The organism is Caulobacter sp. (genome assembly GCF_965279145.1).
GTDB lineage: Bacteria > Pseudomonadota > Alphaproteobacteria > Caulobacterales > Caulobacteraceae > Caulobacter.
Genome location: NZ_OZ257139.1, coordinates 3,615,565 through 3,638,201, shown reverse-complemented (window position 1 = coordinate 3,638,201; position 22,637 = coordinate 3,615,565). Strand labels below are relative to the sequence as shown.

At 68.4% G+C, this 22,637-nt stretch carries 20 protein-coding genes; 5 read left to right on the top strand and 15 right to left on the bottom strand.

The window, feature by feature from the left end:
* Nucleotides 1-13 precede the first annotated feature (13 nt).
* Together ACQY9P_RS16950 and phbB are read right to left on the bottom strand one after the other, a co-directional pair.
* Entirely contained in the window at nt 14-373 is a 360-nt protein-coding gene (locus ACQY9P_RS16950) for a hypothetical protein (protein WP_421738044.1), read from the bottom strand.
* Between the two features lie 149 nt (nt 374-522).
* Nucleotides 523-1,251: an acetoacetyl-CoA reductase gene (phbB, locus tag ACQY9P_RS16945; RefSeq protein ID WP_421738045.1), complete on the bottom strand. Its 729-nt coding sequence runs from the start codon at nt 1,249-1,251 to the stop codon at nt 523-525.
* A gap of 139 nt (nt 1,252-1,390) precedes the next feature.
* On the opposite strand from phbB, the gene ACQY9P_RS16940 reads away from it, so the two are divergent.
* The 3 genes from ACQY9P_RS16940 (at nt 1,391) to ACQY9P_RS16930 (ending at nt 5,692) form a co-directional block, all read left to right on the top strand.
* Nucleotides 1,391-2,068 carry a TetR/AcrR family transcriptional regulator gene (locus ACQY9P_RS16940; RefSeq protein WP_421738313.1) on the top strand — a complete coding sequence of 226 codons (678 nt, stop codon included), beginning with the start codon at nt 1,391-1,393 and terminating at the stop codon, nt 2,066-2,068.
* Between the two features lie 318 nt (nt 2,069-2,386).
* A complete protein-coding gene (locus ACQY9P_RS16935; protein WP_421738046.1) occupies nt 2,387-4,711 on the top strand; it encodes an enoyl-CoA hydratase-related protein in 2,325 nt (774 codons plus the stop codon).
* 3 nt (nt 4,712-4,714) lie between these two features.
* A complete protein-coding gene (locus ACQY9P_RS16930) occupies nt 4,715-5,692 on the top strand; it encodes an NAD(P)H-dependent flavin oxidoreductase (RefSeq protein WP_421738047.1) in 978 nt (325 codons plus the stop codon).
* Between the two features lie 16 nt (nt 5,693-5,708).
* Here ACQY9P_RS16930 and ACQY9P_RS16925 read toward each other — a convergent pair whose 3' ends face one another.
* The 11 genes from ACQY9P_RS16925 to ACQY9P_RS16875 all read right to left on the bottom strand — a co-directional run bounded on the left by ACQY9P_RS16925 (nt 5,709) and on the right by ACQY9P_RS16875 (nt 17,213).
* Nucleotides 5,709-6,764, bottom strand: coding sequence for a phosphotransferase family protein (locus tag ACQY9P_RS16925; protein ID WP_421738048.1), 1,056 nt, complete (start codon nt 6,762-6,764; stop codon nt 5,709-5,711).
* Nucleotides 6,761-7,927, bottom strand: coding sequence for an acyl-CoA dehydrogenase family protein (locus ACQY9P_RS16920; protein ID WP_421738049.1), 1,167 nt, complete (start codon nt 7,925-7,927; stop codon nt 6,761-6,763). The genes ACQY9P_RS16925 and ACQY9P_RS16920 overlap by 4 nt, the downstream gene beginning before the upstream one ends.
* 25 nt (nt 7,928-7,952) lie before the next feature.
* Nucleotides 7,953-8,861 (bottom strand): crotonase/enoyl-CoA hydratase family protein, encoded by a 909-nt coding sequence (locus ACQY9P_RS16915; protein WP_421738050.1) that lies wholly within the window; start codon nt 8,859-8,861, stop codon nt 7,953-7,955.
* Nucleotides 8,858-9,616: an SDR family NAD(P)-dependent oxidoreductase gene (locus ACQY9P_RS16910; protein ID WP_421738051.1), complete on the bottom strand. Its 759-nt coding sequence runs from the start codon at nt 9,614-9,616 to the stop codon at nt 8,858-8,860. Before ACQY9P_RS16910 ends, ACQY9P_RS16915 begins: the two co-directional genes overlap by 4 nt.
* Nucleotides 9,617-9,618: 2 nt before the next feature.
* Nucleotides 9,619-10,407, bottom strand: a complete 789-nt coding sequence (locus ACQY9P_RS16905; protein ID WP_421738052.1) for an enoyl-CoA hydratase-related protein — start codon at nt 10,405-10,407, stop codon at nt 9,619-9,621.
* Between the two features lie 9 nt (nt 10,408-10,416).
* Nucleotides 10,417-11,202 carry a crotonase/enoyl-CoA hydratase family protein gene (locus tag ACQY9P_RS16900; protein WP_421738053.1) on the bottom strand — a complete coding sequence of 262 codons (786 nt, stop codon included), beginning with the start codon at nt 11,200-11,202 and terminating at the stop codon, nt 10,417-10,419.
* 4 nt (nt 11,203-11,206) lie between these two features.
* Complete coding sequence (locus tag ACQY9P_RS16895) at nt 11,207-12,322, bottom strand: acyl-CoA dehydrogenase family protein (RefSeq protein WP_421738054.1); 1,116 nt, start codon at nt 12,320-12,322, stop codon at nt 11,207-11,209.
* Between the two features lie 56 nt (nt 12,323-12,378).
* Entirely contained in the window at nt 12,379-13,161 is a 783-nt protein-coding gene (locus tag ACQY9P_RS16890; protein ID WP_421738055.1) for an SDR family NAD(P)-dependent oxidoreductase, read from the bottom strand.
* 18 nt (nt 13,162-13,179) lie between these two features.
* Nucleotides 13,180-14,439, bottom strand: coding sequence for an acetyl-CoA C-acetyltransferase (locus ACQY9P_RS16885; protein ID WP_421738056.1), 1,260 nt, complete (start codon nt 14,437-14,439; stop codon nt 13,180-13,182).
* Nucleotides 14,440-14,517: 78 nt separating this feature from the next.
* Nucleotides 14,518-16,791, bottom strand: a complete 2,274-nt coding sequence (locus tag ACQY9P_RS16880; protein ID WP_421738057.1) for a CoA transferase — start codon at nt 16,789-16,791, stop codon at nt 14,518-14,520.
* The gene (locus ACQY9P_RS16875; protein WP_421738058.1) at nt 16,788-17,213 is read right to left on the bottom strand and encodes a GFA family protein; all 426 of its coding nucleotides are present in this window, start codon (nt 17,211-17,213) and stop codon (nt 16,788-16,790) included. The genes ACQY9P_RS16880 and ACQY9P_RS16875 overlap by 4 nt, the downstream gene beginning before the upstream one ends.
* A 130-nt stretch (nt 17,214-17,343) precedes the next feature.
* Between ACQY9P_RS16875 and ACQY9P_RS16870 the strand changes: the two genes are divergently transcribed.
* A complete protein-coding gene (locus tag ACQY9P_RS16870; protein ID WP_421738059.1) occupies nt 17,344-18,780 on the top strand; it encodes an aldehyde dehydrogenase family protein in 1,437 nt (478 codons plus the stop codon).
* A complete protein-coding gene (locus ACQY9P_RS16865; protein WP_421738060.1) occupies nt 18,777-19,988 on the top strand; it encodes an acyl-CoA dehydrogenase family protein in 1,212 nt (403 codons plus the stop codon). Before ACQY9P_RS16870 ends, ACQY9P_RS16865 begins: the two co-directional genes overlap by 4 nt.
* Here the strand turns inward: ACQY9P_RS16865 and ACQY9P_RS16860 are convergent.
* Nucleotides 19,985-21,013 carry an acyl-CoA dehydrogenase family protein gene (locus tag ACQY9P_RS16860; protein WP_421738061.1) on the bottom strand — a complete coding sequence of 343 codons (1,029 nt, stop codon included), beginning with the start codon at nt 21,011-21,013 and terminating at the stop codon, nt 19,985-19,987. The genes ACQY9P_RS16865 and ACQY9P_RS16860 overlap by 4 nt on opposite strands.
* Nucleotides 21,010-22,629 (bottom strand): GMC family oxidoreductase, encoded by a 1,620-nt coding sequence (locus ACQY9P_RS16855; RefSeq protein WP_421738062.1) that lies wholly within the window; start codon nt 22,627-22,629, stop codon nt 21,010-21,012. Before ACQY9P_RS16855 ends, ACQY9P_RS16860 begins: the two co-directional genes overlap by 4 nt.
* Between the last annotated feature and the right edge of the window lie 8 nt (nt 22,630-22,637).

The following is a 22,637-nucleotide window of genomic DNA, read 5'->3' as shown; positions in this document are numbered from 1 at the left end:
GCTCGTTGATCCATCAATCGGCAGCCTTGGCCTTAGCCGCGCGCACATCGGATTTCGCCCCTTCGGCCGCCGCAGGCTTGAACACGCTCCAGGGTTGAAGAAGGCCCTGAAAGGCTTTGGTCGCGGCCTTCTGGTCCAGCGTCGCGCTCCAGGCCTGGGTCCAGGCCTTCTGCCAGTCGGCGAAGGCCGCAGCGGCCTTCTTGGCGGCGGCTTCGCGATCGCGCTGAAACTCCGCGACAAGCGGCGATGCGTCAGCGAAAAGGCCGCTCATCTCGCCGCTCGCCAGCTGGCGAGCCTGCTCAGCGAAACGCGTCGCGGCCTGGGCTCCTAGCCGCATATTGGTTTCGCTGCTGGCCTGGGTGACCTCGGCCAAGGTCCGCGTCAGCCGCAGGTTGGCTTCCATCATGTTCGTCACTTGGTCGAGAGAGCCGCTCATCTGGGTTTTCCTTCTAAGGGTCATGGCTTGCTAGGAAACAATCGAGATTTGCCGGATGCCGCGGCCCAAGGTGATGGCACGCGCCGTCATCCGTTGGCGATGTACTGCCCGCCGTTGATGGTAAGGACAGAGCCCGTGCAGAAGGCGGCCTTCTCCGAGGTCAGATAGCAGACGGCTTGGGCGATCTCTTCGACATCCCCAAGGCGACCCAGGGGAATGCCCGCGACAATGCCCGCCCGCACCTCCTCGGCCACCGCCGCGACCATGTCGGTATTGACGTAGCCTGGGCACACGGCGTTGACCGTCACGCCGCGCGAGGCGTTTTCGAGCGCCAGAGCCTTGGTGAAACCGATCACGCCAGCCTTGGCGGCCGAATAGTTGGTCTGGCCGACCTGGCCCTTCTGGCCATTGATCGAGGAAATATTGACGATGCGTCCAAAGCGGCGCTCGCGCATGCCCTCGATGACCACCCGGGTCATGGCGAACATCGAGTCCAGATTGGTGCTCAGGACCGCGCGCCACTGGTCCCAGGTCATGCGATGGAACATGCCGTCGCGGGTGATGCCGGCATTGTTGACGAGGATGGACACCGGCCCAAGATCGGCCTCGACCTGTTCAATCCCGGCGCGGCAGGCGCTCTCGTCCGCGACATCCCAGCGATACACAGGAATGCCGGCTTCCTGCTTGAACCGCACGGCGGCGGCTTCATCGCCGTGATACGTCACCGCGACGCGGCGGCCTTCGGCCGCAAGCGCGCGCGCCACGGCCGCGCCTATGCCTCGGGTTCCGCCGCTCACCAAGGCCACGTTACTCATGCGCCACTCCTCGACCAAAGCGGAAACGACCAACTGCCGCCCCCATGGATGTACCCTTATCGGTTTCGTTATGGCGCCCGTTTGACTTAGATCAACCCCGTTGTCTAGACCTGCCCGAAGATTGGGTTATGCTAAGTTGATGATCAAAACGACGTCGCGAAGCGGCAAAAGCAGGCTCCCACCAAGAGACCCCAAGGGGGGGCGGCCGCCCCGAAGCGTCGCGGCCAAGCTCGGCGCCCACATTCTCGACGCGGCGCTGGAGCAGTTCATCCGCCAAGGGGTTGAGGCCACTAGCATGGAGGCCATCGCCTCGGCCGCGAGCGTTTCGAAGCGGACGCTTTATGCGCGTTTCGGCTCGAAGATGGACTTGCTCGTCGCGAGCATCGAATATGGCGTGGCCAAGCACCTGAACCCACTCTCAAGCCGCGGCGGCGGGGGCTCCCTGCATGAGCGGCTTCTGGACGTAGGCGCAAGATTTCTAGACCTGGCCCTCAAGCCGGAAGTCATCGGGATGGAGGCCTTGGTGACATGGATCGCGAATGAACAGCCGACCTTGCGCGAGGTGGTGCACGAACGCGGTATAGCTATGGCGATCGCCATCGTGGAGCAAATTCTCGAAGATGGCGCCCGCCAAGGTGAGGTGGTCCTGAAAGACAAGACGTTCACCGCCGCCTTTGTGCTAGACGCGCTGGTCACCGTGCCTCGAGATCGAATCGTCGTCAGCATGAGACTTGACGACACAAAGGCGGCCAAACGCGCCTACCTGCAAAGTGCTATCGATCTGATCCTCACCGGCCTTTCGCCTCGGTCAGATTGATAAAGATCACCAAGGCGGCGCCGCCCAAGTCCCCAGCCTATCCCTGTCATCCACGAAATTTAGTCGGAGCTGAACGGGATGCACGGGATGTGTGTTCAGATTGCTCAGGCCGTCGGCGCCCTTCAAGTAAAGGCGCCGGACACGGCGCGCCTCTGCCCTTGCGCAGGGACGCAGCCAATCGAAGCGTAACAAAGCCGCACCCTTGGCAGATGTCGTATCGCATAGGAAAAGGCCTCGCCACCATTTAGCTGATCGATTAAAGACTTCGGCGTTGAGATGGAATCCGCCTCAGAGCGGACCGTGGGGAGATAGATTCACATGCGCGATCCCAAGTTCGTTCCCGTGATCGTCGGCGTCGGCGAGGCCGTGGATCGGCCAACTGACCTGAGCCAGGCGCTTGAACCTGTGGCGCTGATGTCCCAAGCGCTGCGGAACGCCGAAAGCGATTTTGGAGCCCGACTGCTGGACCAGCTGGATTCGCTGGACCTGATCGGTCTGGTGTCCTGGCGATATGTCGACCCGGTCGCCCTGCTCGCCCAAGCGCTCGGCATTTCACCCGCGAGGAAGACCAACGCCAGCATGGGCGGCGAGACGCCCGTGCGCTTGATCCATGAGGCGGGCTTGCGGATCGCGGCGGGCGAACAGCGCGCGGCGGCCATCGTCGGCGGCGAAGCCATGCACAGCGCCTCAAGCGCGCGCATGACCAAGACGCCGCTGAACTGGACGCCCCTGGCCGGCCGCGACGAAGCGGTTCGTTTTCCCTCGAGCCGCTATGCTCTGAGCAAGGCCGCCCAGGCGCTGGGCATGCACGATCCGGCGCAGATCTATCCGTTGTACGAGATGGCGGCCCAGCACGGCTGGGGCCAGTCGCCGGCTACGGCGCAGGCGGAGTCCGCGGCGCTGTGGGCGCGTTACGCCGCCGTCGCGGCCCAGGCCGAGAACGCCTGGATCCGCACCGCGCCCAGCGCCGACCAGATCGCCGAGGTCTCCGAACGCAACCGGATGATCAACTGGCCTTACCCCAAGCTGATGACCGCCAATCCGACCGTGAACCAGGCCGCGGCGGTCCTGGTCACCAGCCTGGCCCTCGCCCGCGAGGCCGGCGTGCCCAAGGACCGCATCATCCACATCTGGGGCGGCGCGGCGGCCAGCGAGCCAGAAGACTACATGCTGCGCGACAGCTTCGCCCACAGCACCGCCCAGCAGGCCGTGCTGGAGTCCGCCGCCGTATCGGTGGGCGGCGCCGAGCGGTTCGCCCACCTGGAGCTCTACAGCTGCTTCCCCGTGGTGCCGAAGATGGCCTTGCGCACGCTGGGCCTGAATGACACGCAAGTCGCCCCCACGGTGACCGGCGGGCTGACCTTCTTCGGCGCGCCGCTGAACAACTATATGAGCCACGCCGTGGTCGCGATGGTTCGCAAGCTGCGGGACAATCCCGGCGAGCTTGGTCTGCTGTATGGCCAGGGCGGTTACGTCAACAAGCACCACGCCCTGGTGGTCAGCGCCGCCCCGCCGCCCGCCGACCTGGCCTCGGACTATTCGGTCCAGGCCAAGGCCGACGCCCAGCGCGGACCCGTGCCGCCGCTGCTCGAACGCTACGACGGCGAGGCGACGGTCGAGACCTACACGGTGCGGTTCGCGCGTGACGGCTTGGCCCAGGACGGCGTCGTCGTCGCCCGCACGCCGAAGGGCGAACGCCTGATGGCCCTGGTCGAGGCCGACGACGCCGCATCGATGGCCTTGCTGCAATCCATGGAAAGCTCGGCGATCGGAACCTCGGGTCATGTCCGCACCGACGTGTTCGGCAAGCTGGTCTGGGAGGCCGGCCCCAAGCGTGACCGGTCGGCCCGTGAGTGGAAATTCGCCAAGGTCGAGCGCATCGACCACCTGACCATCGTCACCATCAACCGGCCTGAGGTGATGAACGCGGTGCATCCCGCCGCCAACGCCGAACTGGCAGAGATCTTCGACGCGTTCGCGGCCGATCCGGACCAGTGGGTGGCGATCCTGACCGGGGCCGGCGACAAGGCCTTCTCGGCCGGCAACGACCTCAAATACACCGCCGAAGCCATGGCGCGCGGCGAGTCTATTGATCCGCCGCTGGCGGGCTTCGGCGGCCTGACCTCGCGGTTCGATCTGGACAAACCGGTGATCGCCGCCGTCAACGGCCTGGCCATGGGCGGCGGGTTCGAGATCGCCCTGGCCTGCGACCTGATCATCGCCTCGGAAGACGCGGTGTTCGCCCTGCCCGAACCCAAGGTCGGTCTGGCGGCTCTGGCCGGCGGTCTGCATCGTCTGCCTCGCCTGATCGGCCTCAAACGCGCCATGGGCATGATCCTGACCGGCCGCCGAGTTTCGGCCCAGGAGGGCCTGGCGTTCGGCTTCGTCAACGAGGTGGCCCCGGCCGCCGAGGTGATGAGCGTCGCCCGGCGCTGGGCTGAAGAGATCGCCGCCAACAGCCCGATGTCGATCCGCGCCTCCAAGCAGACCGTGCATCGCGGCCTGGACGAGCCCTCTCTGGCCGACGCCTACAAGGGCCAGTCAGCCTACCCCGCCGTGAAGGCCCTGTTCCGCTCGGCCGATGTCCGCGAAGGCCCGCTGGCCTTCGCCCAAAAACGCAAACCCAAATGGACGGGGCGCTAGACGGTGATCCGCACACGTTTCACCGAACTGTTCGGCGTCGAGCACCCGATCGCCCAGGGCGGCATGCAGTGGGTCGGCACGGCCGAGCTGGTCGCGGCGGTGGCCAACGCCGGCGCGCTGGGCTTTCTGACCGCCCTGACTCAACCGACGCCCGAAGCCCTGGCCGCCGAGATCGTCCGCACGCGCGGCATGACAGACAAGCCGTTCGGCGTGAACCTGACCATCCTGCCGTCGATCACCCCGCCGCCCTATGCCGAGTACCGCCAAGCGATCATCGAGAGCGGCGTCAAGATCGTCGAGACCGCCGGCTACAAGCCGCAGGAGCATGTCGACGCCTTCAAGGCCCACGGCGTCAAGGTGATCCACAAGTGCACCGCCGTGCGCCACGCCCTGTCGGCCGAGCGGATGGGCGTGGACGCCATCTCGATCGACGGCTTCGAATGCGCGGGCCATCCGGGCGAGGACGACATCCCCGGCCTGGTGCTGATCCCCGCCGCCGCCGACAAGGTGAAGGTTCCGATGCTGGCCAGCGGCGGCTTCGGCGACGGCCGCGGACTGGTCGCCGCCCTGGCCCTGGGCGCGGACGGCATCAACATGGGCACGCGCTTTTGCGCCACCCAGGAAGCGCCGATCCACGACGGCATCAAGCAGGCCATCGTCGCCAATGACGAGCGGGCCACCGAGCTGCTGTTCCGCAGCTATCGCAACACCGCGCGGGTGGCCAAGAACCAGGTGGCGATGGAGGCCGTGCGCATCGAGCGCGAGGGTCAGCCGTTCGAGGCCATCGCCCATCTGGTCAAGGGTGCGCGCGGCCGCGAGGGCCTGATCAGCGGCGACGCCGAACACGGCGTCTGGACCGCCGGCATGGTCCAGGGCCTGATCCACGACGTGCCGACGGTGAAGCAACTGATCGACCGCCTGGTGGCCGACGCCGAGGCGATCATCAATGATCGCCTGGCCTCGATGATCGCCTCACACTGAAGGGAACGGCGGCGCCTCAGGCGTCGCTGGCGACGCCCAGCGCCACCCGCCGCGCCGTCGCGGCCAGCAGGTCCAGGTGCGCCACCATGGCTCCGGCGTCGGCCGAGGCGGCGGTGCCGCGGATCATCCGCCCCTTGATGCCGTGGATGATCGCCGCCAGACGGAACAGGTTGAAGGCCACGTAGACGTCCAGGTGCGGAAGGGTCTCCCGCCCCGTGCGCCGGCAATAGGCGGCGACATAGTCGGCCTCGGACGGCAGGCCCAGCGCCGCCAGATCGCGCCCCGCCAGGCCCCAGGGCATGTCGGCGGGCACACGGTACATCATCAGGTGATAGGCGAAATCGACCAGGGGATGGCCCAGGGTCGACAGCTCCCAGTCCAGCACCGCGATCACTTCGGCCCGCTCGGGATGGAAGATCACGTTGTCGATGCGAAAGTCCCCATGCACCACCCGCGTCTCGTCGGCCGTCGGCGCGTGGGCCGGCAGCCATTCGACCAGGAAGTCCATGTCGGCGGTGCGCCCGGCGGCCTCGTCCTCCAGATACTGCCGCGACCACCGCGCGATCTGGCGGGCCATATAGCCTTCCGGACGGCCATAGTCGGCCAGGCCGACGGCCGCCGGATCCAGGCTGTGCAGCGCCGCCTGGGTGGCGTTGAGCGCGTCCAGATGCGCGGCCTTTTCGGCCGCTGGCACGCCCGGAAAGTCGCCGTCCCAGAAGATGCGGCCCTCGACCATGTCCATGACGTAGAACCACGAGCCGATGACGGCGTCGTCCAGGCACACGCCGCGCACGTGAGGCACGGGGAAGCCCGCCCCCTCCAGCGCCTGCATCACCCGCGCCTCGCGATCGACCGCGTGGGCGCCCTTCAACAACTGGCCGGGCGGCTTGCGGCGCACGACATAGGTCCGCTCCGGCGTGGTCAGCTTGAAGGTCGGGTTGGACTGGCCGCCGCTGAACTGGGCGACGCTCACGGGTCCCGCGAACCCCGCGATACTAGCCGCCATCCAGCGCTCCAGCGCGGCGGAGTCGAACCGGGCGTTGTCGCGAACCTCGATGGCGCCGGCGCTCATGGCCGGGCCATCGCGTCGCGCTTGATCTTCTTGGCCAGGCTCCATTTGTGGACCTCGGTGGGCCCGTCATAGATCCGGAAGGCGCGAACCTCGCGGAACACCTGCTCGACGATGGTGTCGCCGCTGACGCCGGTCCCGCCCATCACCTGCACACAGCGGTCTGCGATGCGCATCAGCGACTCGCTGACCGAGACCTTGGTCATCGAGCTTTCGACGATGCCCGCCGCGCCGGTGTCGAGCACGCCGGCGCACCAGTCGATCATCAGCTCGGCCTGCTTCAGCTCGATCATGTTTTCGGCCAGCATGAAGCCGACGCCCTCATGGTCGATCAGTTGCTTGCCAAAGGCCTGGCGGCGCACCGCATAGTCGGTGGCGATTTCATGGGCCCGCGTGCAGGCGCCCAGCCAGCGCATGCAGTGGGTCAGGCGCGCCGGCGCCAAGCGCACCTGGGCCAGCTTGAAGCCGTCGCCGGGCTCGCCCAGCACCTGGTCGTCCGACACCCGCAGGCCCTCGATGGCGACGATCGAATGGCCGCCGGGCATGGAGCTGTCGATGGTGTCCAGCACCCGCTCGATCCGCACGGCCGGGTCGGGCAGGTCGACCAGGAACAGGGTCGCGCCCTCTTGAGCCTTGGCCATGACGATGCCGACGCCAGCGCCCACGGCGCCGGTGATGAAGGCCTTGCGGCCGTCGATGATCCAGCCGTCGCCGTCGCGCCGCGCCGTGGTGCGCATCATCGACGGATCCGAACCCGCCCCGCCCTCGTCGGCCGGTTCGGTCATGAAGAAGGCCGAGCGCGCCCGACCCGCGACCAGCGGATCCAGGAACCTCTCGCGCTGGGCCGACGTCGCCATCCGGCCCAGCAGGAACATATTGCCTTCGTCCGGCGCGGCGACATTGACGGCCGGCGGGCCCAGGGGCGACAGGCCGGCGGCGCGCAGCACCTTGGCGGTGTCCAGATGCGACAGGTGGCGGCCGTCGGCCAGGACATGCGGCGTCAGGACGCCATGCGCCTGAGCCTTGGCGCGAAGTTCCCCGACCAGCGCGTCGGACGGCCCGTGCGCGCCCAGGCGCGGATCGCGCTCATAGGGAGCCACGATATCGCGCACGAAGGCCTCGACGCGTTCGGCGATCTGGGCGCCCTGTCCGTGTACGACGTCCATCAGCCAAGCTCCGATTTGAACAAGATCATGCGTAGCCCGGCTCTTCCCACCACGGGAAGAAGTCCGGCAGGTCGCGCGACACGCGGTCGGGGAAGACGGCGGGGCGCTTGTCGAGGAAGGCGGTCACGCCCTCGGCGACGTCCGCGCTGCGGCCGCGCGACAGGATGCCCCGGCTGTCGAGGCGGTGAGCCTCCATCGGATCGGACATGCCAAGCCCGCGCCACATCATCTGGCGGATCAGGGCGACCGAGACCGGCGCGGTGTTGTCGGCATAGGACCTCGCCAGGGCCCGCGCGGCGGGCAGCAGGTCTTCCGGCGCATGGACCGCCTTGACCAGCCCGCCCGCCAGCGCCTCGGCGGCGTCGAACACCCGCCCGCTGTAGCACCAGTCCAAGGCCTGGGAGATCCCGACGATCCGGGGCAGGAAGAACGATGAAGCCGCCTCCGGCACGATGCCGCGCCGCGAGAACACGAAACCGATCCGCGCGGTCTGGCTGGCCAGTCGCACGTCCATGGCCAGGGTCATGGTCGCGCCGATGCCGACGGCCGGACCATTGATGGCGGCGATGATCGGCTTGAGCAGCTTGAACAGCCGCAGCGTCACCCGTCCGCCGCCGTCGCGGGCGGCCTCGGAGGCGTAGTTCAAGGTTCCGTCCGCTCGGAGCACCGGATCGCCGTCACCTTCCAGGACGAAGGCGTCAGCGCCCGCCGACAGGTCGGCTCCGGCGCAGAAGGCCCGGCCCGCGCCGGTGACGATCACCGCCCGCACCGCGTCGTCGGCGTCGATGCGGTCGAGGACGTCGAGCATCTCGTCCATCATCCCCACGGTGAAGGCGTTCAGCTTGTCGGGCCGCGACAGGGTGATGGTCGCGATCCCGTCCTCCACCGCATAGTCCAGCGCGTCGTAGGTCAAGGCTGCCCCTCCGGAACTCATAGCGATTGGCCATCGTCGATGACGAAGTCCGAGCCCGTCACGCCCTTGCTCTCGTCCGACAGCAGGTAGACCAGCGTCGAATCCAAGGCGTCCTCGTCCAGCATCCGGCGGCGCGGCCAGGTGGCCATGTGCTTCTTGCCGCCCTCGGTCTCGAACCAGTCGCCGGCCAGCTCCGACTGGATGTAGCCGGGCGACAGGATGGTGACGTTGGGGCCCGAGCGCACCCATTCGCGGGCCATCAGCTTGCCCATGTGGGTGACCGCCGCCTTCGAGGCGCTGTAGGCCACCGTGCCGGTGGTGCGCATCTGCGCGGTGATCGACGAGATCAGGACGATGCGTCCCTGCTCGGCGACCCCGGCGGTCCGCATGCGACGCGCGCCCTCCCGGGCGGTCAGGAAGACACCGCGCACATTGACCGCGAACAGCTGGTCGAAGGCGGCGACGTCTAGATCCATCGCCTGGCCCTCGGCTTGGACGCCGGCATTGGCCACGACGCTGGTCACTGGCCCAAACGTCGCCTCGGCGGCGTCATAGGCGGCGATCACCGAGGCTTCGTCGGACACGTCCATGGTCACGGCGAGGGCGCGGCCTCCGGCTTGGACGATCTCATCGCACAACGCCGCCAACCGATCGGCGCGTCGAGCCGCCAGCACCACCGCCGCGCCCTCGCCCGCCGCGACCAGGGCGAAGCGCGCGCCGATGCCCGACGAGGCGCCGGTGATCAGGACGGTTCGTCCCGCCAGTCTTCCGGCCATGCTCAGCGTCCCTCGAACTTGGCGGCGCGCTTGTCGAGGAACGCGGCCACGCCTTCGCGGTGATCGGCGGTGCGGCCGGCGGCGCGTTGCAGCTGCCGCTCGCTCGCCAGCGCCGCCGACCAGTCGCCGTCCACGGCCGTCCAGGCCAGCTGACGGATCAGGCTCAGGGAGCGCGCGCCGCCGGCCAGGCGCTGGGCCAGCTCCATGGCGGCGGCGTCCAGCTGGTCGTCGGGGACCATGCGATTGATCAGACCCCACTCCAGCGCGGTCCTGGCCGGCAGGCGGTCGCCCAGCAACATCAGCTCCATGGCGCGCGGCCGGCCGATGGTGCGGACCAGCAGGTGCGAGGAGCCGCCGTCGGGCACAAGGCCGATGCGCGAGAAGGCCTGCAGGAAGAAGGCGGTGTCGCTGGCGATGATCAGATCGCCGGCCAGAGCCAGCGAGGCGCCGACACCCGCCGCCGCGCCGCGCACCGCGCTGATCCACGGCACGGGCAGGTCGCGCAGCCGGGTCATCAGCGGGTTGATGTGACTGTCCAGCGAGGAGCCCGCGTCGAAGGTTTCCGGATCGGCATCGTCGCCGCCCATGCCGCCCGACAGATTAGCGCCCGAGCAGAAGGCTTTGCCGGCGCCGGTCAGGATCATCGCGCGAGCCCGGCTCCTTACCTCGTCCAGCGCCCGGTCGAAGGCTTCGATCATTTCCAGGGTAACCGCATTTAATGACGGCGGATCGTTCATGCGGATCGTGGCGACGTCGCCGGTCCACTCTAGCGACAAGGCGGAGGTGGTCATTGTAAGCCCTCAATCCTGAAAAATTGGCGTGCGACTGGCCATGCCGGCCTCGACCGCCTCGCGCTGGTTGGGTCGCCCGAACAGCGCCGCCTGCTCGGTCGCCTCCGCCCTCAGCAGACTGTCGCGGTCGCCGGCATGGTTCAGCAGGCGCTTGGCGGCGCGGATGGCGTCTGGGCTAAGGCTGGCGATCGTGCGCGCCAAGGCCAGGGCGGCCTCGACCGGCTTTTCGGAAACCTGGGTGGCCAGGCCCGCGGCCACAGCCTCGACGCCGTCGAACACCCGGGCGGAGAACAACAGTTCGGCCAGTACGTCCGGCCGCGCCAGTGCGGGCGCCTGGACCATGCCGGCCATGTCGGGGATCAAGCCCCACCTGGTCTCCATCAGGCTCAGACGCGCCTGCGGATGGACGATGCGGATGTCGGCGCCCAGCGCCAGCTGCAGCCCGCCGCCGAACGCCACGCCATGCACCGCCGCGATCACCGGCATGGGCAGCGATCGCCACTGCAGCACCGCGTGCTGGGCGATGTTGGCGGCGCCGGCTACGGGCGTGACGATGTCGATCGCCCGCTCGTCACCGCTGGACGCGCCCTTCAAACTGCCCAGATCGATGCCCGAGCAGAAGCCCCGTCCCTCGCCCGATAGCACCACCGCGCGGCAATCGCGGCGCTCGCTTACCGACCGGGCCGCCGCGACGATAGCGTCGATCAGCTCGGCGTTCAGCGCGTTGATCCGCTCGGGGCGCGACAGCACGACATGCGCCACGTGGTCCAGCCAGTCGATGCGGAGAACGGCCATCGGCTCAGGCCTCCAGCGTGCGAGCGATCAGCAGCTTCATGATCTCGGTCGTTCCGCCGTAGATCCGCTTGACCCGCACGTCGCGGTACATCTGGGCGATCGGATAGTCGTTCATGAAACCATAGCCGCCGAACATCTGCAGACAGGCGTCGACGATGTGCTGGGCGCGTTCGGAGACCCAGTACTTGGCCATGCTGGCCGTCGCCGCATCGAGCGTCCCGGCCATGTAGCGCTCGATGCAATCGTCGACGAAGCTGCGCGCCACCGTCGCCTCGGTCTTGCACTCGGCCAGCACGAACTGCGTGTTCTGGAAGTCCAGCAGCCGCTTGCCGAACGCCTTGCGCTCGCGGACATAGGCCAGGGTGTGGTCCAGCGCGGACTCGATCAGGGCCAGACTCTCGATGGCGATGATCAGCCGCTCCTTAGGCAGCTCCTTCATCAGCTGATACAGGCCCTGGCCCGGCTCGCCGCCGATCAGGTTGTCGGCCGGAACCCGCACCTCGTCGAAGAACAGCTCGGAGGTGTCGCCCATCTCCAGGCCCACCTTGTCCAGGTTGCGGCCGCGCCGGAAACCCTCGGCCCCGGCGGTCTCGACCACGATCAGCGAGATCCCTTTGCTGCCGGCGTCCGGGTCGGTCTTGGCCACCACGATGATCAGGTCGGCCAGCTGGCCATTGGTGATGAAGGTCTTCTGGCCGCTGATCACATAATCATCGCCGTCGCGGCGCGCGCGGGTGCGGATGCCCTGCAGGTCCGACCCGGCGCCCGGCTCGGTCATGGCGATGGCGCAGATCAGCTGGCCCGAAACGATGCGGGGCAGCCAGCGCCGGCGCTGCTCTTCGGCGCCGTACTTCTCGATATAGGCCGCGCAGATGGCGTTGTGCAGCGGCACGCCCCAGCCCTCTGCGCCGATCAGGCCCAGCCGGCGCAGCAGCACCGCCTCGTGGCGAAAGTCGCCGCCGGCCCCGCCGTGGTCGGCCGACACCGACAGGCCCAGCAGGCCGGCCTTAGCCATCTCGTCCCAGGCCGCGCGCTCGACGACGCCGGCGTCCCGCCAGCCGGCCAGGCGGTCGGGCGGAAAGCGGTCGGCCAGCAGCCGGGCCAGGGAGTCGTCGAACATGACGAGCTCCTCGTCCATCCAACGGGCGGCGGCGGAAAAGACGCCGGTCATGCCGATCAGCGCGGGGCCATGCGGATGCCGCCGTCCAGGCGAACGTCCTCGCCGTTGAAATAGCCGTTGGTGATCATGGTCAGGGCCAGTTGCGCGTACTCGGCGGGATCGCCCAAGCGCTTGGGGAACGGCACGCTGGCCGCCAGGCCGGCCTTCACCGCTTCGGGGGCGGCGGCCAGCAACGGGGTGTTGAAGATGCCGGGCAGGATGGTGTTGACGCGAATGCCCTCGCCCATCAGGTCGCGGGCGATCGGCAGGGTCATGCCGACCACGCCGCCCTTGGACGCCGAGTAGGCGGCCTGGCCCATCTGGCCGTCTTCCGCCGCGACGCTGGCGGTGTTGACGATCGCGCCGCGTTCGCCGTGCTCCAGCGGCTCTAGGTCCAGCATGCCCTTCGCCGACTTGGCCAGACAACGGAAGGTGCCGACCAGGTTGATCTGGATGATCTTGTCGAACGCATCGAGCGGGAAATGCCTGGTCTCTCCGGTGGCCTTGTCGCGACTGGCGGTCTTCACGGCGTTGCCGGTGCCGGCGCAGTTGACCAGGATGCGTTCCTGGCCGTGGGCGGCGCGGGCCTTCTCGAAGCCGGCGTCGACGTCGGCGTCCGACGTCACATCGACCTTGCAGAAGACGCCGCCGATGGCCTTGGCGACCTCCTCGCCCTTGGCCTCGTTCATGTCGAACAGGGCGACCTTGACGCCGTGCGCGGCCAGGGCGCGGGCGGTGGCTTCGCCCAGGCCCGAAGCGCCGCCGGTGACGACGGCGGCGACTGAGTTGTCGAGTTTCATGATCGTGTTTCTCTAGGTCTAGGCTTCGATGCGTTCGATGATGATGGCTGGGGCCATGCCGCCCGCCGCGCACATCGTGACCAGGCCATAGCGGCCGCCGGTGCGCTCCAGCTCGTCCAGCACGGTGCCGATGAGGATCGCGCCGGTGGCGCCGATCGGGTGGCCCAGGGCGATGGAGCCGCCGTTGACGTTGACCTTCGAGCGATCGAGATCCAGGTCGCGGATGAACTTCTCGGCCACCACCGCGAACGCCTCGTTGATCTCCCACAGGTCGATGTCGGCCACGCTCAAGCCGGCCTTGGCCAGCACCTTGTGAGCGGCGGGCACGGGCGCGTTCAGCATCAGGGTCGGGTCGTCGCCGACATTGGCGGTGGCCACGACCCGGCCGCGAGCCTTGAGGCCATGCTTGTCGGCATAGTCGCGCGAGGCCAGCAGCACGGCGGCGGCACCGTCGACCACGCCGGACGAGTTGCCCGCGTGGTGCATGGCCTGGATGTCCAGGTCAGGATAGCGACGGTTGATCTGTTGGCGGAAGGTCGCGCCGCTCTCGTCATAGGCCCAGTCGGCCAGGCCCTGGAACGCCGGCTTCAGCTGGGCCAGGCCCTCGGCGGTCGTCTCGGGGCGCGGATATTCGTCCTTGGCCAGCACCACCTGCCCCGCCTCGTCCAGCACCGGCACGATCGACTTGTCGAAGCGCCCCTCGGCGATGGCCCTGGCCGCGCGCTTCTGGCTTTCCAGGCCGAAGGCGTCCAGCGCCTGACGGTCGATGCCTTCCAGGGTGGCGATGGCGTCGCCGCAGACGCCCTGGTGCGACTGCGGGTGCAGGACGTCCAAGTGCGCGTTGCCCGAGCCCATCAAGGCCGGCGCGAAGCCCGCCGCCTGTTCTTGGGCCGCCATGGTCGCGGTCAGGCTCATCATCTCGACGCCGCCGGCGACGATCAGGTCCTCCATGCCGCTCATGATCTGGGCGGCCGCCAGGCTGACCGTGGTGATGCCGCCGCCGCAGAAGCGGTCCAGCGTCATCCCCGAGGCCTTGATGTCGTAGCCGGCGTCCAGCGCGGCCATCCGGCCCAGGTCGCCGCCCTGCTTGCCCTTCTGGTTCGAGGTCGACCAGATCACGTCGTCGATGTCGGCGGTGTCGAGCTTGTTGCGCTCGGCGATCGCCTTCAACACTGTGGCGGCCAGATGCTGGGGATGCAGGTGGGCCAGGGCGCCCTTGCCTGCCTTGCCGACGCCGCGCGGCGTGCGCACGGCGTCGATGATCAATGCCTCGGCCATCTTCCTCTCCAATTCTTGTTCGTTGCCGCGAGAGTTAATTGGTCGGTTAAACAGCGTCAAGACATTCGTACGCCTGTTTTATGAAGCGGAGGCCAGGACGGCCGCTCTGGCCTCCAGCAGCACGCGCTCTTCAGTCGGCTCCAGCACACCGTCGGCAATGAGGTGGGACAGGTCGCCGGCATGAAGTCCCAGCCATTGTCCGACGACCTCCAGGGTTTGTTCGCCGGCCAGCGGCGCGGGACGGGTCGGGGGGTCCGCCAGCGCCGCTCCTTGGGCATGAACCCGCTCGGCCACGACCTGCTCTTCCAAATAGGGATGGCGCTCGATGCGATAGAAACCGCGTTCCCGATAGGGTTCGAACGCCGGCTGATCGGCGACGCGTAGCATCCGCCCCGCCGGCACGCCCCGGGCTTGCAGCGTCCGCATGGCCTCGTCGGCCGATCGCTCGCCCACCCACGTGGTCAGACGCGCCTCCGCTTCGTCTCGCGCAAGCTCGCCGCCGATACCGATGACCTCGCACAACGCCAGCCAGTCCCGCCGATCCCGCACCGTCACCGCGCACCAGTCGTCGTCGCCGGCGGCGGCATAGACACCTTGCGGCCACTCGCCCGGCCCGCTCCGCCGCCGCCCCAGCGAGGCACGCGCCACCTCGGCGGCGAACTGGCTCAGCATCACCTCGGATTGCGCGACGCTGGCGCAGCCGCCCCGCCCGGTGCGCAACCGACGGATCAGCAAGGCGATCACCGCCATGGCGCCGATCCGACCCGCCACATGGTCGGGATAGATGGTGATCGAGTCGCTGAAGCTCTCGGGATCGTCGAGATAGCGCCAGGCCAGGGTCAGGCCTGTGGCGGCGCGGACCAGCGGTCCATAGCCCATCCGTCCGGCCCACGGTCCTGACGCGCCAAAGGCCGAACTGTCGGCCATGATGATGCGGGGATTGAGCCTGGAGATCGCGGCGTGATCGATGCCCAGACTCTCCAGCGTGCCCGGCTTGAAATTGGACAGGATGATGTCCGCCTTGGCCGCTAACTCCAAGAACAGCGACCGGCCGCGCGGGTCGCGCAGATTAAGGCCCAGGCTGCGTTTGTTGCGATGACCCGCCGCGAAGCTGACCGACAGGCCGTACGACAGGTAAGACTGACGATTGCCGTCGGGAAAGGCCTGGCTCTCGACCTTGACGACGTCCGCGCCTTGGTCCGCCAACAATCTCCCCTGCTCGGCGCCGACCACAATGACGCCCAGGTCCAGGACTTTCAGGCCTTCGAACGCGTGCCGGCCAAGCGTGGCGTCAGGCGTAGGGAACCGGACCTTTTCACCTTCGAACCCGCCCGGCCCCATCCGCGCGCCGTCGATGGTGGCCACGCCGTTAGGCAGCCGCACCACCTCGCCGTCGGGCAAGCGAACCTCGATCAGCGCGTTGCGTTCGGCGACATGGTCGCTGGCCATGAACTCCTCCAGCGTCAGCACCGCGGAGATCGGCACGCCGTGCCTCTGTCCCTCGGCCTCCAAATCCTCTCGAGTGCGGGTGGCGAAGAAGGCGGCGATGGCCGGCAGCAGCTCAGGCGACTTGTAGCGGATGGCGGTCTTCTCGAACTCCGGCGAGGCGAAGGCGGCGGGCTCTCCCATCCAGCGGAACATGCCCTGCCACTGACGCCTGGCCAGCAGGCAGATCCGCACATGGCCATCGGCGCAGCGCAGAATCGGATACTGGAAGCCCTTGGCCGGCCGGTCGCGCGACAGTAGGTGGGCCGGCTTGCCGAGGGTCGCGCTGCCGGCGATGCCGTAGCCGGGATCCAGGGCCTGGACCGCGCCGTCCAGCGCCGAGAAATCGATATGGTCGCCCACGCCGGCGCGCAGCGCATGGTACAGCGACACCGTCAGCGCGTAGGCGGCCTGGGCCGCGGCGCATTGATAGGCCAGGTCGCCCGGCGGCGGCAGTGGCGGGCGCCCCCGGATGCCCGAGCGCGACAGCTCGGCCGACAGGGCGTGCAGCACCAGGTCGCTGCCCTGCCAGCCCGCGCATGCGCCTCGTCCGCCAAAGTCGCTGACCGTCATGGTGACGAGCGAGGGCTTGCCAGCGCGCAGGGCCGCCATGTCAATCGTCTGGCCGGCGTCAGCAACGATCAGGTCGGCCGCATCGAGAACGGCTTGCGCCCCATCAGGCGCGCGAGCCTTGCCGATGTTGGCCGCCAGGTCTTCCAGCGGGTCGCCGGAGGGATCGACCAGCCGCGTCACCTCGGCGCCCAGTTCGGCCAGATAGCGGGTGATCGGCGCCAGGGGGCCGCGCACCAGGTCGGCGACCTTTATCCCCCTTAGCGGACGGTCGGTCTGGGGCTGGCCCAGCGTCACGCCTGTGGTCCCTTTTCGAGACGCGGCAAGCCCTCGGGAATCGTCACCCAGGGCAAGGCCGAGCGGGTCCAGATGTGCATCTGCGGCGCGAACGGGGCCGGGTCGTCCAGGCCGCCGGCCTTCACCGCGATCACCTTGATCGCCGCCGTCGGGATCGAGCGGATCGGCGAGCCGCAGGCGGCGCAGAACTGGCGGTCGATCGGCGCGCCGCTCTCGGTGTCGGGGTCCAGATAGCTGGCCAGCTCGCCCTCGACCGACATCGTGCTGGCCCGGACGATCAGGTTCACCGAGAAGGCCGCGCCCGACTGCTTGCGACAGCTGGTGCAGTGGCAGGCGGCCACCGCCATGGGCGCGCCGGTGATCGCATAGCGCACCGCGCCACAGTTGCAGCCGCCAGTCAGCGAGGGGCCCAGATCCGTCATTTTCATTTCCTCCAGCGGCGGTTCGCCGTCTTGGATTGCATATTTATCTAATGTCATTAGGTTGTAAATCGACAAGCAAGCCGCAGCGCCCAGCGCCCCAGGCGGCGCGACAAGGCGAGGAGGAGAGCCCATGGCGACGCAAGATCGCGACACCCCAACCATGACCATCGACGGACGGGCGGTTTCGACCGCCGCCACCCTGGACGTTCGAAACCCGGCTACCGGCGAGGTGTTCGCACAGGCTCCCGCGGCTGACGCGGCCGATCTGGACCACGCCGTGGACGCCGCGACGCGGGCCTTCAAAAGTTGGAGCGCCACTCCCCTCGCGGAACGCAAGGCCTGCCTGATCAAGGCCGCCGCGATCATCGACGCCAACGCCGACGAACTGGCTGCGCTGTTCACCCAGGAGCAGGGGCGCCCCCTCCCCGGCGCCATGGCCGAGATCAAGGGCTCGGCCATGTGGCTGAAGGCCGGCACCATGCTGGACATCCCTGTCGACGTCACCGAGGACACCGCCACCCGTCGCATCGAGGTGCATCACGTGCCGCTGGGCGTGGTCTGCGGCATCGTGCCGTGGAACTTCCCGGTGCTGCTGGCGATCTGGAAGATTGGCCCGGCCCTGATGGCCGGCAACACCATCATCCTGAAGCCCTCGCCCTTCACGCCGCTGACCACGCTGCGGATCGGCGAGCTGGTGCGCGACGCCTTCCCGCCGGGCGTGCTGAACATCCTCTGCGGCGACGACGCCCTGGGTCCGCTGATGACGGCGCACAAAGGTTTCGCCAAGATCTCCTTCACCGGCTCCACCGCCACGGGCCGCCGGGTGATGGAGACCGCCGCCAAGGACCTCAAGCGCATCACCCTAGAGCTCGGCGGCAACGACGCCGCTATCGTCATGCCCGATGTCGATGTCGACGCGGTGGCCGCCCAGCTGTTCGAAGGCGCCTTCCACAACACCGCCCAGGTCTGTGTGGCGACTAAGCGGTTGTTCATCCACGAAGACATCTACGACCGCCTGCGCGACCGCCTGCACCAGTTGGCCAAGGACCTGCCTGTCGGTGATGGCGCCCAGCAGGGCGTGCGTTACGGCCCCGTGCAGAACGAACCGCAGTATCGCCGCGTCATGCAAATGATCGACGAGGCCCGCGCCAATGGCCTGACGCTGCTGGAAGGCGGCGCGGTGCCCAAGAAGGGCTATTTCATTCCCCTGACCCTGGTCGACAATCCGCCGGATGACGCGCGGGTGGTGTCTGAGGAAGCCTTCGGCCCGGTGCTGCCGCTGCTGAAGTTCAGCGACGTCGACGAGGTGGTGGCCCGCGCCAACGATACCGAATACGGCCTGGCCGGCGCGGTGTGGTCGGCCGACATCGCCCAGGCCACGGCCATCGCCCACCGCCTCGACACCGGCACGGTGTGGATCAATCAGAACCTGCAGTCGACGCCGTTCACCCCGCTGGCCGGCGCCAAGCAGTCGGGCTTTGGCCAAGAAAACGGCCTGCCCGGCCTGCTGGAGTTCACACGTCCCAAGGCGATCTACATCCCCAAGGTCCAGGCGGCCGCCGAATGAACCTGGGGCTGTCTCCGCAGGACGCGGCCTTTCGTGATGAAGTCAGGGCGTTTCTCGACAGCGCCCTGACGCCGAAGCTGCGGCGCGCCGGGACGCTGATGACCAGCGTCTATTGCGATCATGACGCCCAGCTGGAGTGGCAGGCCCTGCTACATAGGCGGGGCTGGGCTGCGCCGTCTTGGCCGACCGAGCACGGCGGCTGCGACTGGTCGGTGATACAGCGCTACATCTTCACGCGCGAGCGTCTGCTGGCGGGCGCGCCGACCTCACCGCTGGGCATCAACATGGTCGGGCCGGCGATCATGCGGTTTGGGAACGACGCCCAGAAGGCGTTCTTCCTGCCCAGGATGCTGACCGGCGAGCACTTCTGGTGCCAGGGCTATTCCGAGCCCCAGGCCGGGTCGGACCTGGCGGCCCTGGCCATGCGGGCGGTGCGCGACGGCGACGATCTGGTCTGCACCGGCACGAAGATCTGGACCACCCACGCCAATGTCGCCAACTGGATGTTCTGCCTGGTGCGAACCACCACGGGGCCGCGACGGCAGCAGGGCATCACCTTCCTGCTGATCGACATGGACAGCCCCGGCATCGACGTGAAGCCCATCGTCATGTCGTCGGGTGAGTGGGTGCAGAACCAGATCTTCTTCGACGAGGTTCGTGTGCCGCTGGCCAATATCGTCGGCCACATCGACGACGGCTGGACCGTCGCCAAGTACCTGCTGGAATACGAGCGCGGCGGCACGGCCTACGCCGCTGAGCTGCAGGTCAAGCTGGACGCCATCCGCCGCAATCTGGCGGGCGACGCCCTGCTCGACGATCCGCTGTTCACGGCGCGCCTGGCCGAGACCGAGATCGAGGTCGAGGTGCTGGACGCCATGGAGGCCGAGATCCTCGCGGCCCTCGGCGACGACCGAGCCATCGGCGCGGACGCCTCGATGATGAAGATCCTGGGCACCGAACTGCAGCAGCGCGTCACCGAGTTGGCCCTGGACGCCGCTGGCCCGATGGCGCGCGCCTATCAGCCCGGCGTCGCCGTTCCGGGCGGTCCGATCGTCGGCTATCCGATCGTGTTGGACGACTATTGCAGCGGCCAGCCTTGGCAGGCGATCGCGCCGCTGCGCTATCTGAACGAACGGGCCGGCACGATCTATGCCGGCGCCAACGAGATCCAGCGCGGGATCCTCGCGAAGGCGGAGCTGGGGCTCTAGGCGGCCCCGGCCAGCGCCGCGAAGCGCCGGAGATGATGATCGGCGCCGCCCAGCTGGGCTTCGATGACGGTCAGCCGCTTGAAGTAGCGGCCGATCGGCATCTCCTCGGTCATGCCCATGCCGCCATGCAGCTGCACGGCGTTCTGACCCACGAAGCGGCCGGCCCGGCAGACGGTGACCTTGGCGGCGCTGACCGCGCGGCCGCGCGCTGCGGGGTCGGCGTCGATCGCCTCCAGCGCCCGTCGTGCGATAGCCGAGGCGCGGCGGGCCTGGATGTTCATGTCGACCAGGCGATGCTGCACCACCTGGAAGGCGCCCAGCGGCTGGCCGAACTGTTCGCGGCCTTTGACATAGGCCGTGGTGTCGCTGACCAGCCGGCGCATCAGCCCAGAGGCCTCGACACAGAGAGCGGCGACCGCCTCGTCCAGAACGACGTCGATGGCGTCGGCCGAAAGGCCCAGCCGCGCGGCTTGCGAGACCCGCACGCCGACGAAGGCGATGTCCGCGGCCATGCGGCCGTCGATGGTGGGAACCGGTCGCAGGGCCAGGCCCTCGGCATCGGCCTGAACCACGAACCCGTCTAGCCGACTGTCTGGAGTCGTGGCGAGCACCACCAAGGCCACAGCCCGCGCCGCATCGACAACGATCCGAGCCACGCATTCCAGACGCCAGCCTTCGCCTTCGGCCACGGCCGTCAAAACACCCGTCGGCTCAAGGCCCGCGACGGCGACGACCACGCCGTCCTGGGCGATGCGCGCCAGCAGGGCTTCGCTGGCCGGGGTCGCGGCCCGCGCCAGCAGGCCGGCGGCCACGATGCTGGTCTCCAGGAACGGAACGCCCAGGCATAGCTCGCCCAGCACATCCAGCACCGGCTCGGCCTCGGCGAACGGAAGCCCCAGCCCGCCCAGCGCCTCGGGCGCGCGCAGCCCCAGGACGCCGGCCTCGTGCAGCGCGGTCCAGGGCGTACGCGCCTGGGCCAGGCGTCCGATCAGCGCGTGGCGCAGTTGGGCGCGATCCGAGGTCATGCGGCCTCCACGGTCAGCTTGGCGTCGCGCAGGATCAGGTCGGCGGCGCGCCAGGCCATGGCCATGGTCGGCCCGTTGGTGTTGCCCGAGGGGATGGTCGGCATGATCGAGGTGTCCATCACCCGCAGGCCGGTGACGCCGCGCACCCGCAGCGCCGGGTCGACCACCGAGGCCGCGTCCGCGCCCATCCGGCAGCTGCCGACGGCGTGGTAGCCGCAGGTGCCCAGACGGTCATAGGCCTCCAGGATCTGGGCGTCCGTCGTACAGGCAGGGCCCGGCAGGGTCTCCTCGGCGATCATCTGCGCCAAGGGCGACTGGGCGGCGTACTGGCGCATGACCCGGATCGCGCCGATCATCGCCTCGCGGTCGGCCTGGGTGGCGCGGTAGTTTGGTGTGAAGGCGGCGGCGGCTTCGGGATCGAGGGTCTCGATGTGGATGCTGCCGCGCGAGGTCGGCCGCAGCGGATAGACCACCGCGTTCATGCCTGGGAACGGCTCCAGCGCCGTGCGGTGCTTGGCCATGTCGAAGCTGTAGGGCGCGATCAGCATCTGGGCGTCGGGACGGTTCAGGCCCGGCTGGGTCTTGAACCATCCACCCAGCTCATAGGCTGCCGAAGCCATCGGCCCGCCGCCCGTCAAATAGTAACGGGCCGTGGCCCGCAGCAGGCGCCAGCCGGAGAACTCGCGGTTCTGGGACAGCGAGGTCTTCAGCTTCCACTGCATGATGAAGCCGCGATGCTCGATCAGCCCCTCCCCGACCTCGGGATTGTGGCTGACGACCGGGATGCCCAGCGTCTCCAAGCGCGCGACGTCGCCCACACCCGAGCGTTCCAGAATGCCGGGACTGGCCATCGCCCCGCCGCAGACGATCACTTCGCGATGGGCCAGGATCGTCTCGGCCGCGCCATTGCGCAGCACCTCGACGCCGATGGCGCGCCGTCCCTCGAACAGCACGCGATTGACCGTTCGCTCGGTCAGGATGGTCAAGTTGGAGCGGCCCTCGATCGGGCGCAGGAAGGCGGTGGCGGCGCTCTGACGCTTGCCCTTGTGGATGGTGCGCGGCGCGTAGCCGACCCCGACATCATTGTCGGGCTCGTTAACGTCCGCCTTGCGCCGCCAGCCCATGGCCTCGCCCGCCGCGACCTGCGCCTCGGAAAGCTTGTCGCGCAGAGTCGGCATCGACACCTTCAGCGGCCCGCCGGCCCCACGGGCCGGACTGGCGCCCAACTCATGGTCCTCAAGAGCGCGATAGGCCTCCTGGATATGATCCCAGCGCCAGTCGTCGCTGGACAGTTCGGCGATGGCGTCGAAATCGGCCGGCTGCCCACGAACATACATCATGCCGTTGACCGAGGTGGACCCGCCCAGCACCCGACCGCGCACCCACATCTCGGACTGGCCGGCGGTGGAGGCGTCGGGCTTGCTGGCGTGCACCCACAAGTGCTTGGGGTCCTGCATCACCTTGGCCAGGCCTTTGGGCATGGAGATGAAGGGGTGGTTGTCGCGGGGGCCGGCTTCGACCAGGGCCACGCGGATCGACGGGTCCTGGCTGAGCCGATAGGCCAGCACGCAGCCAGCGGCTCCAGCTCCGGCAATCACATAGTCATAGGCGGCCATGGTCTTCT

What these genes read in the sequence shown, in the direction of transcription:
- ACQY9P_RS16910 (WP_421738051.1), bottom strand. Translation starts at nt 9,616, where the DNA reads ATGGCCGGAAGACTGGCGGGACGAACCGTCCTGATCACCGGCGCCTCG.
- ACQY9P_RS16905 (WP_421738052.1), bottom strand. Translation starts at nt 10,407, where the DNA reads ATGACCACCTCCGCCTTGTCGCTAGAGTGGACCGGCGACGTCGCCACG.
- ACQY9P_RS16890 (WP_421738055.1), bottom strand. Translation starts at nt 13,161, where the DNA reads ATGAAACTCGACAACTCAGTCGCCGCCGTCGTCACCGGCGGCGCTTCG.
- ACQY9P_RS16870 (WP_421738059.1), top strand. Translation starts at nt 17,344, where the DNA reads ATGGCGACGCAAGATCGCGACACCCCAACCATGACCATCGACGGACGG.
- ACQY9P_RS16925 (WP_421738048.1), bottom strand. Translation starts at nt 6,764, where the DNA reads ATGAGCGCCGGCGCCATCGAGGTTCGCGACAACGCCCGGTTCGACTCC.
- ACQY9P_RS16860 (WP_421738061.1), bottom strand. Translation starts at nt 21,013, where the DNA reads ATGACCTCGGATCGCGCCCAACTGCGCCACGCGCTGATCGGACGCCTG.
- ACQY9P_RS16885 (WP_421738056.1), bottom strand. Translation starts at nt 14,439, where the DNA reads ATGGCCGAGGCATTGATCATCGACGCCGTGCGCACGCCGCGCGGCGTC.
- ACQY9P_RS16875 (WP_421738058.1), bottom strand. Translation starts at nt 17,213, where the DNA reads ATGACGGATCTGGGCCCCTCGCTGACTGGCGGCTGCAACTGTGGCGCG.
- phbB (WP_421738045.1), bottom strand. Translation starts at nt 1,251, where the DNA reads ATGAGTAACGTGGCCTTGGTGAGCGGCGGAACCCGAGGCATAGGCGCG.
- ACQY9P_RS16865 (WP_421738060.1), top strand. Translation starts at nt 18,777, where the DNA reads ATGAACCTGGGGCTGTCTCCGCAGGACGCGGCCTTTCGTGATGAAGTC.
- ACQY9P_RS16895 (WP_421738054.1), bottom strand. Translation starts at nt 12,322, where the DNA reads ATGTTCGACGACTCCCTGGCCCGGCTGCTGGCCGACCGCTTTCCGCCC.
- ACQY9P_RS16935 (WP_421738046.1), top strand. Translation starts at nt 2,387, where the DNA reads ATGCGCGATCCCAAGTTCGTTCCCGTGATCGTCGGCGTCGGCGAGGCC.
- ACQY9P_RS16900 (WP_421738053.1), bottom strand. Translation starts at nt 11,202, where the DNA reads ATGGCCGTTCTCCGCATCGACTGGCTGGACCACGTGGCGCATGTCGTG.
- ACQY9P_RS16940 (WP_421738313.1), top strand. Translation starts at nt 1,391, where the DNA reads ATGATCAAAACGACGTCGCGAAGCGGCAAAAGCAGGCTCCCACCAAGA.
- ACQY9P_RS16855 (WP_421738062.1), bottom strand. Translation starts at nt 22,629, where the DNA reads ATGGCCGCCTATGACTATGTGATTGCCGGAGCTGGAGCCGCTGGCTGC.
- ACQY9P_RS16915 (WP_421738050.1), bottom strand. Translation starts at nt 8,861, where the DNA reads ATGAGTTCCGGAGGGGCAGCCTTGACCTACGACGCGCTGGACTATGCG.
- ACQY9P_RS16920 (WP_421738049.1), bottom strand. Translation starts at nt 7,927, where the DNA reads ATGGACGTCGTACACGGACAGGGCGCCCAGATCGCCGAACGCGTCGAG.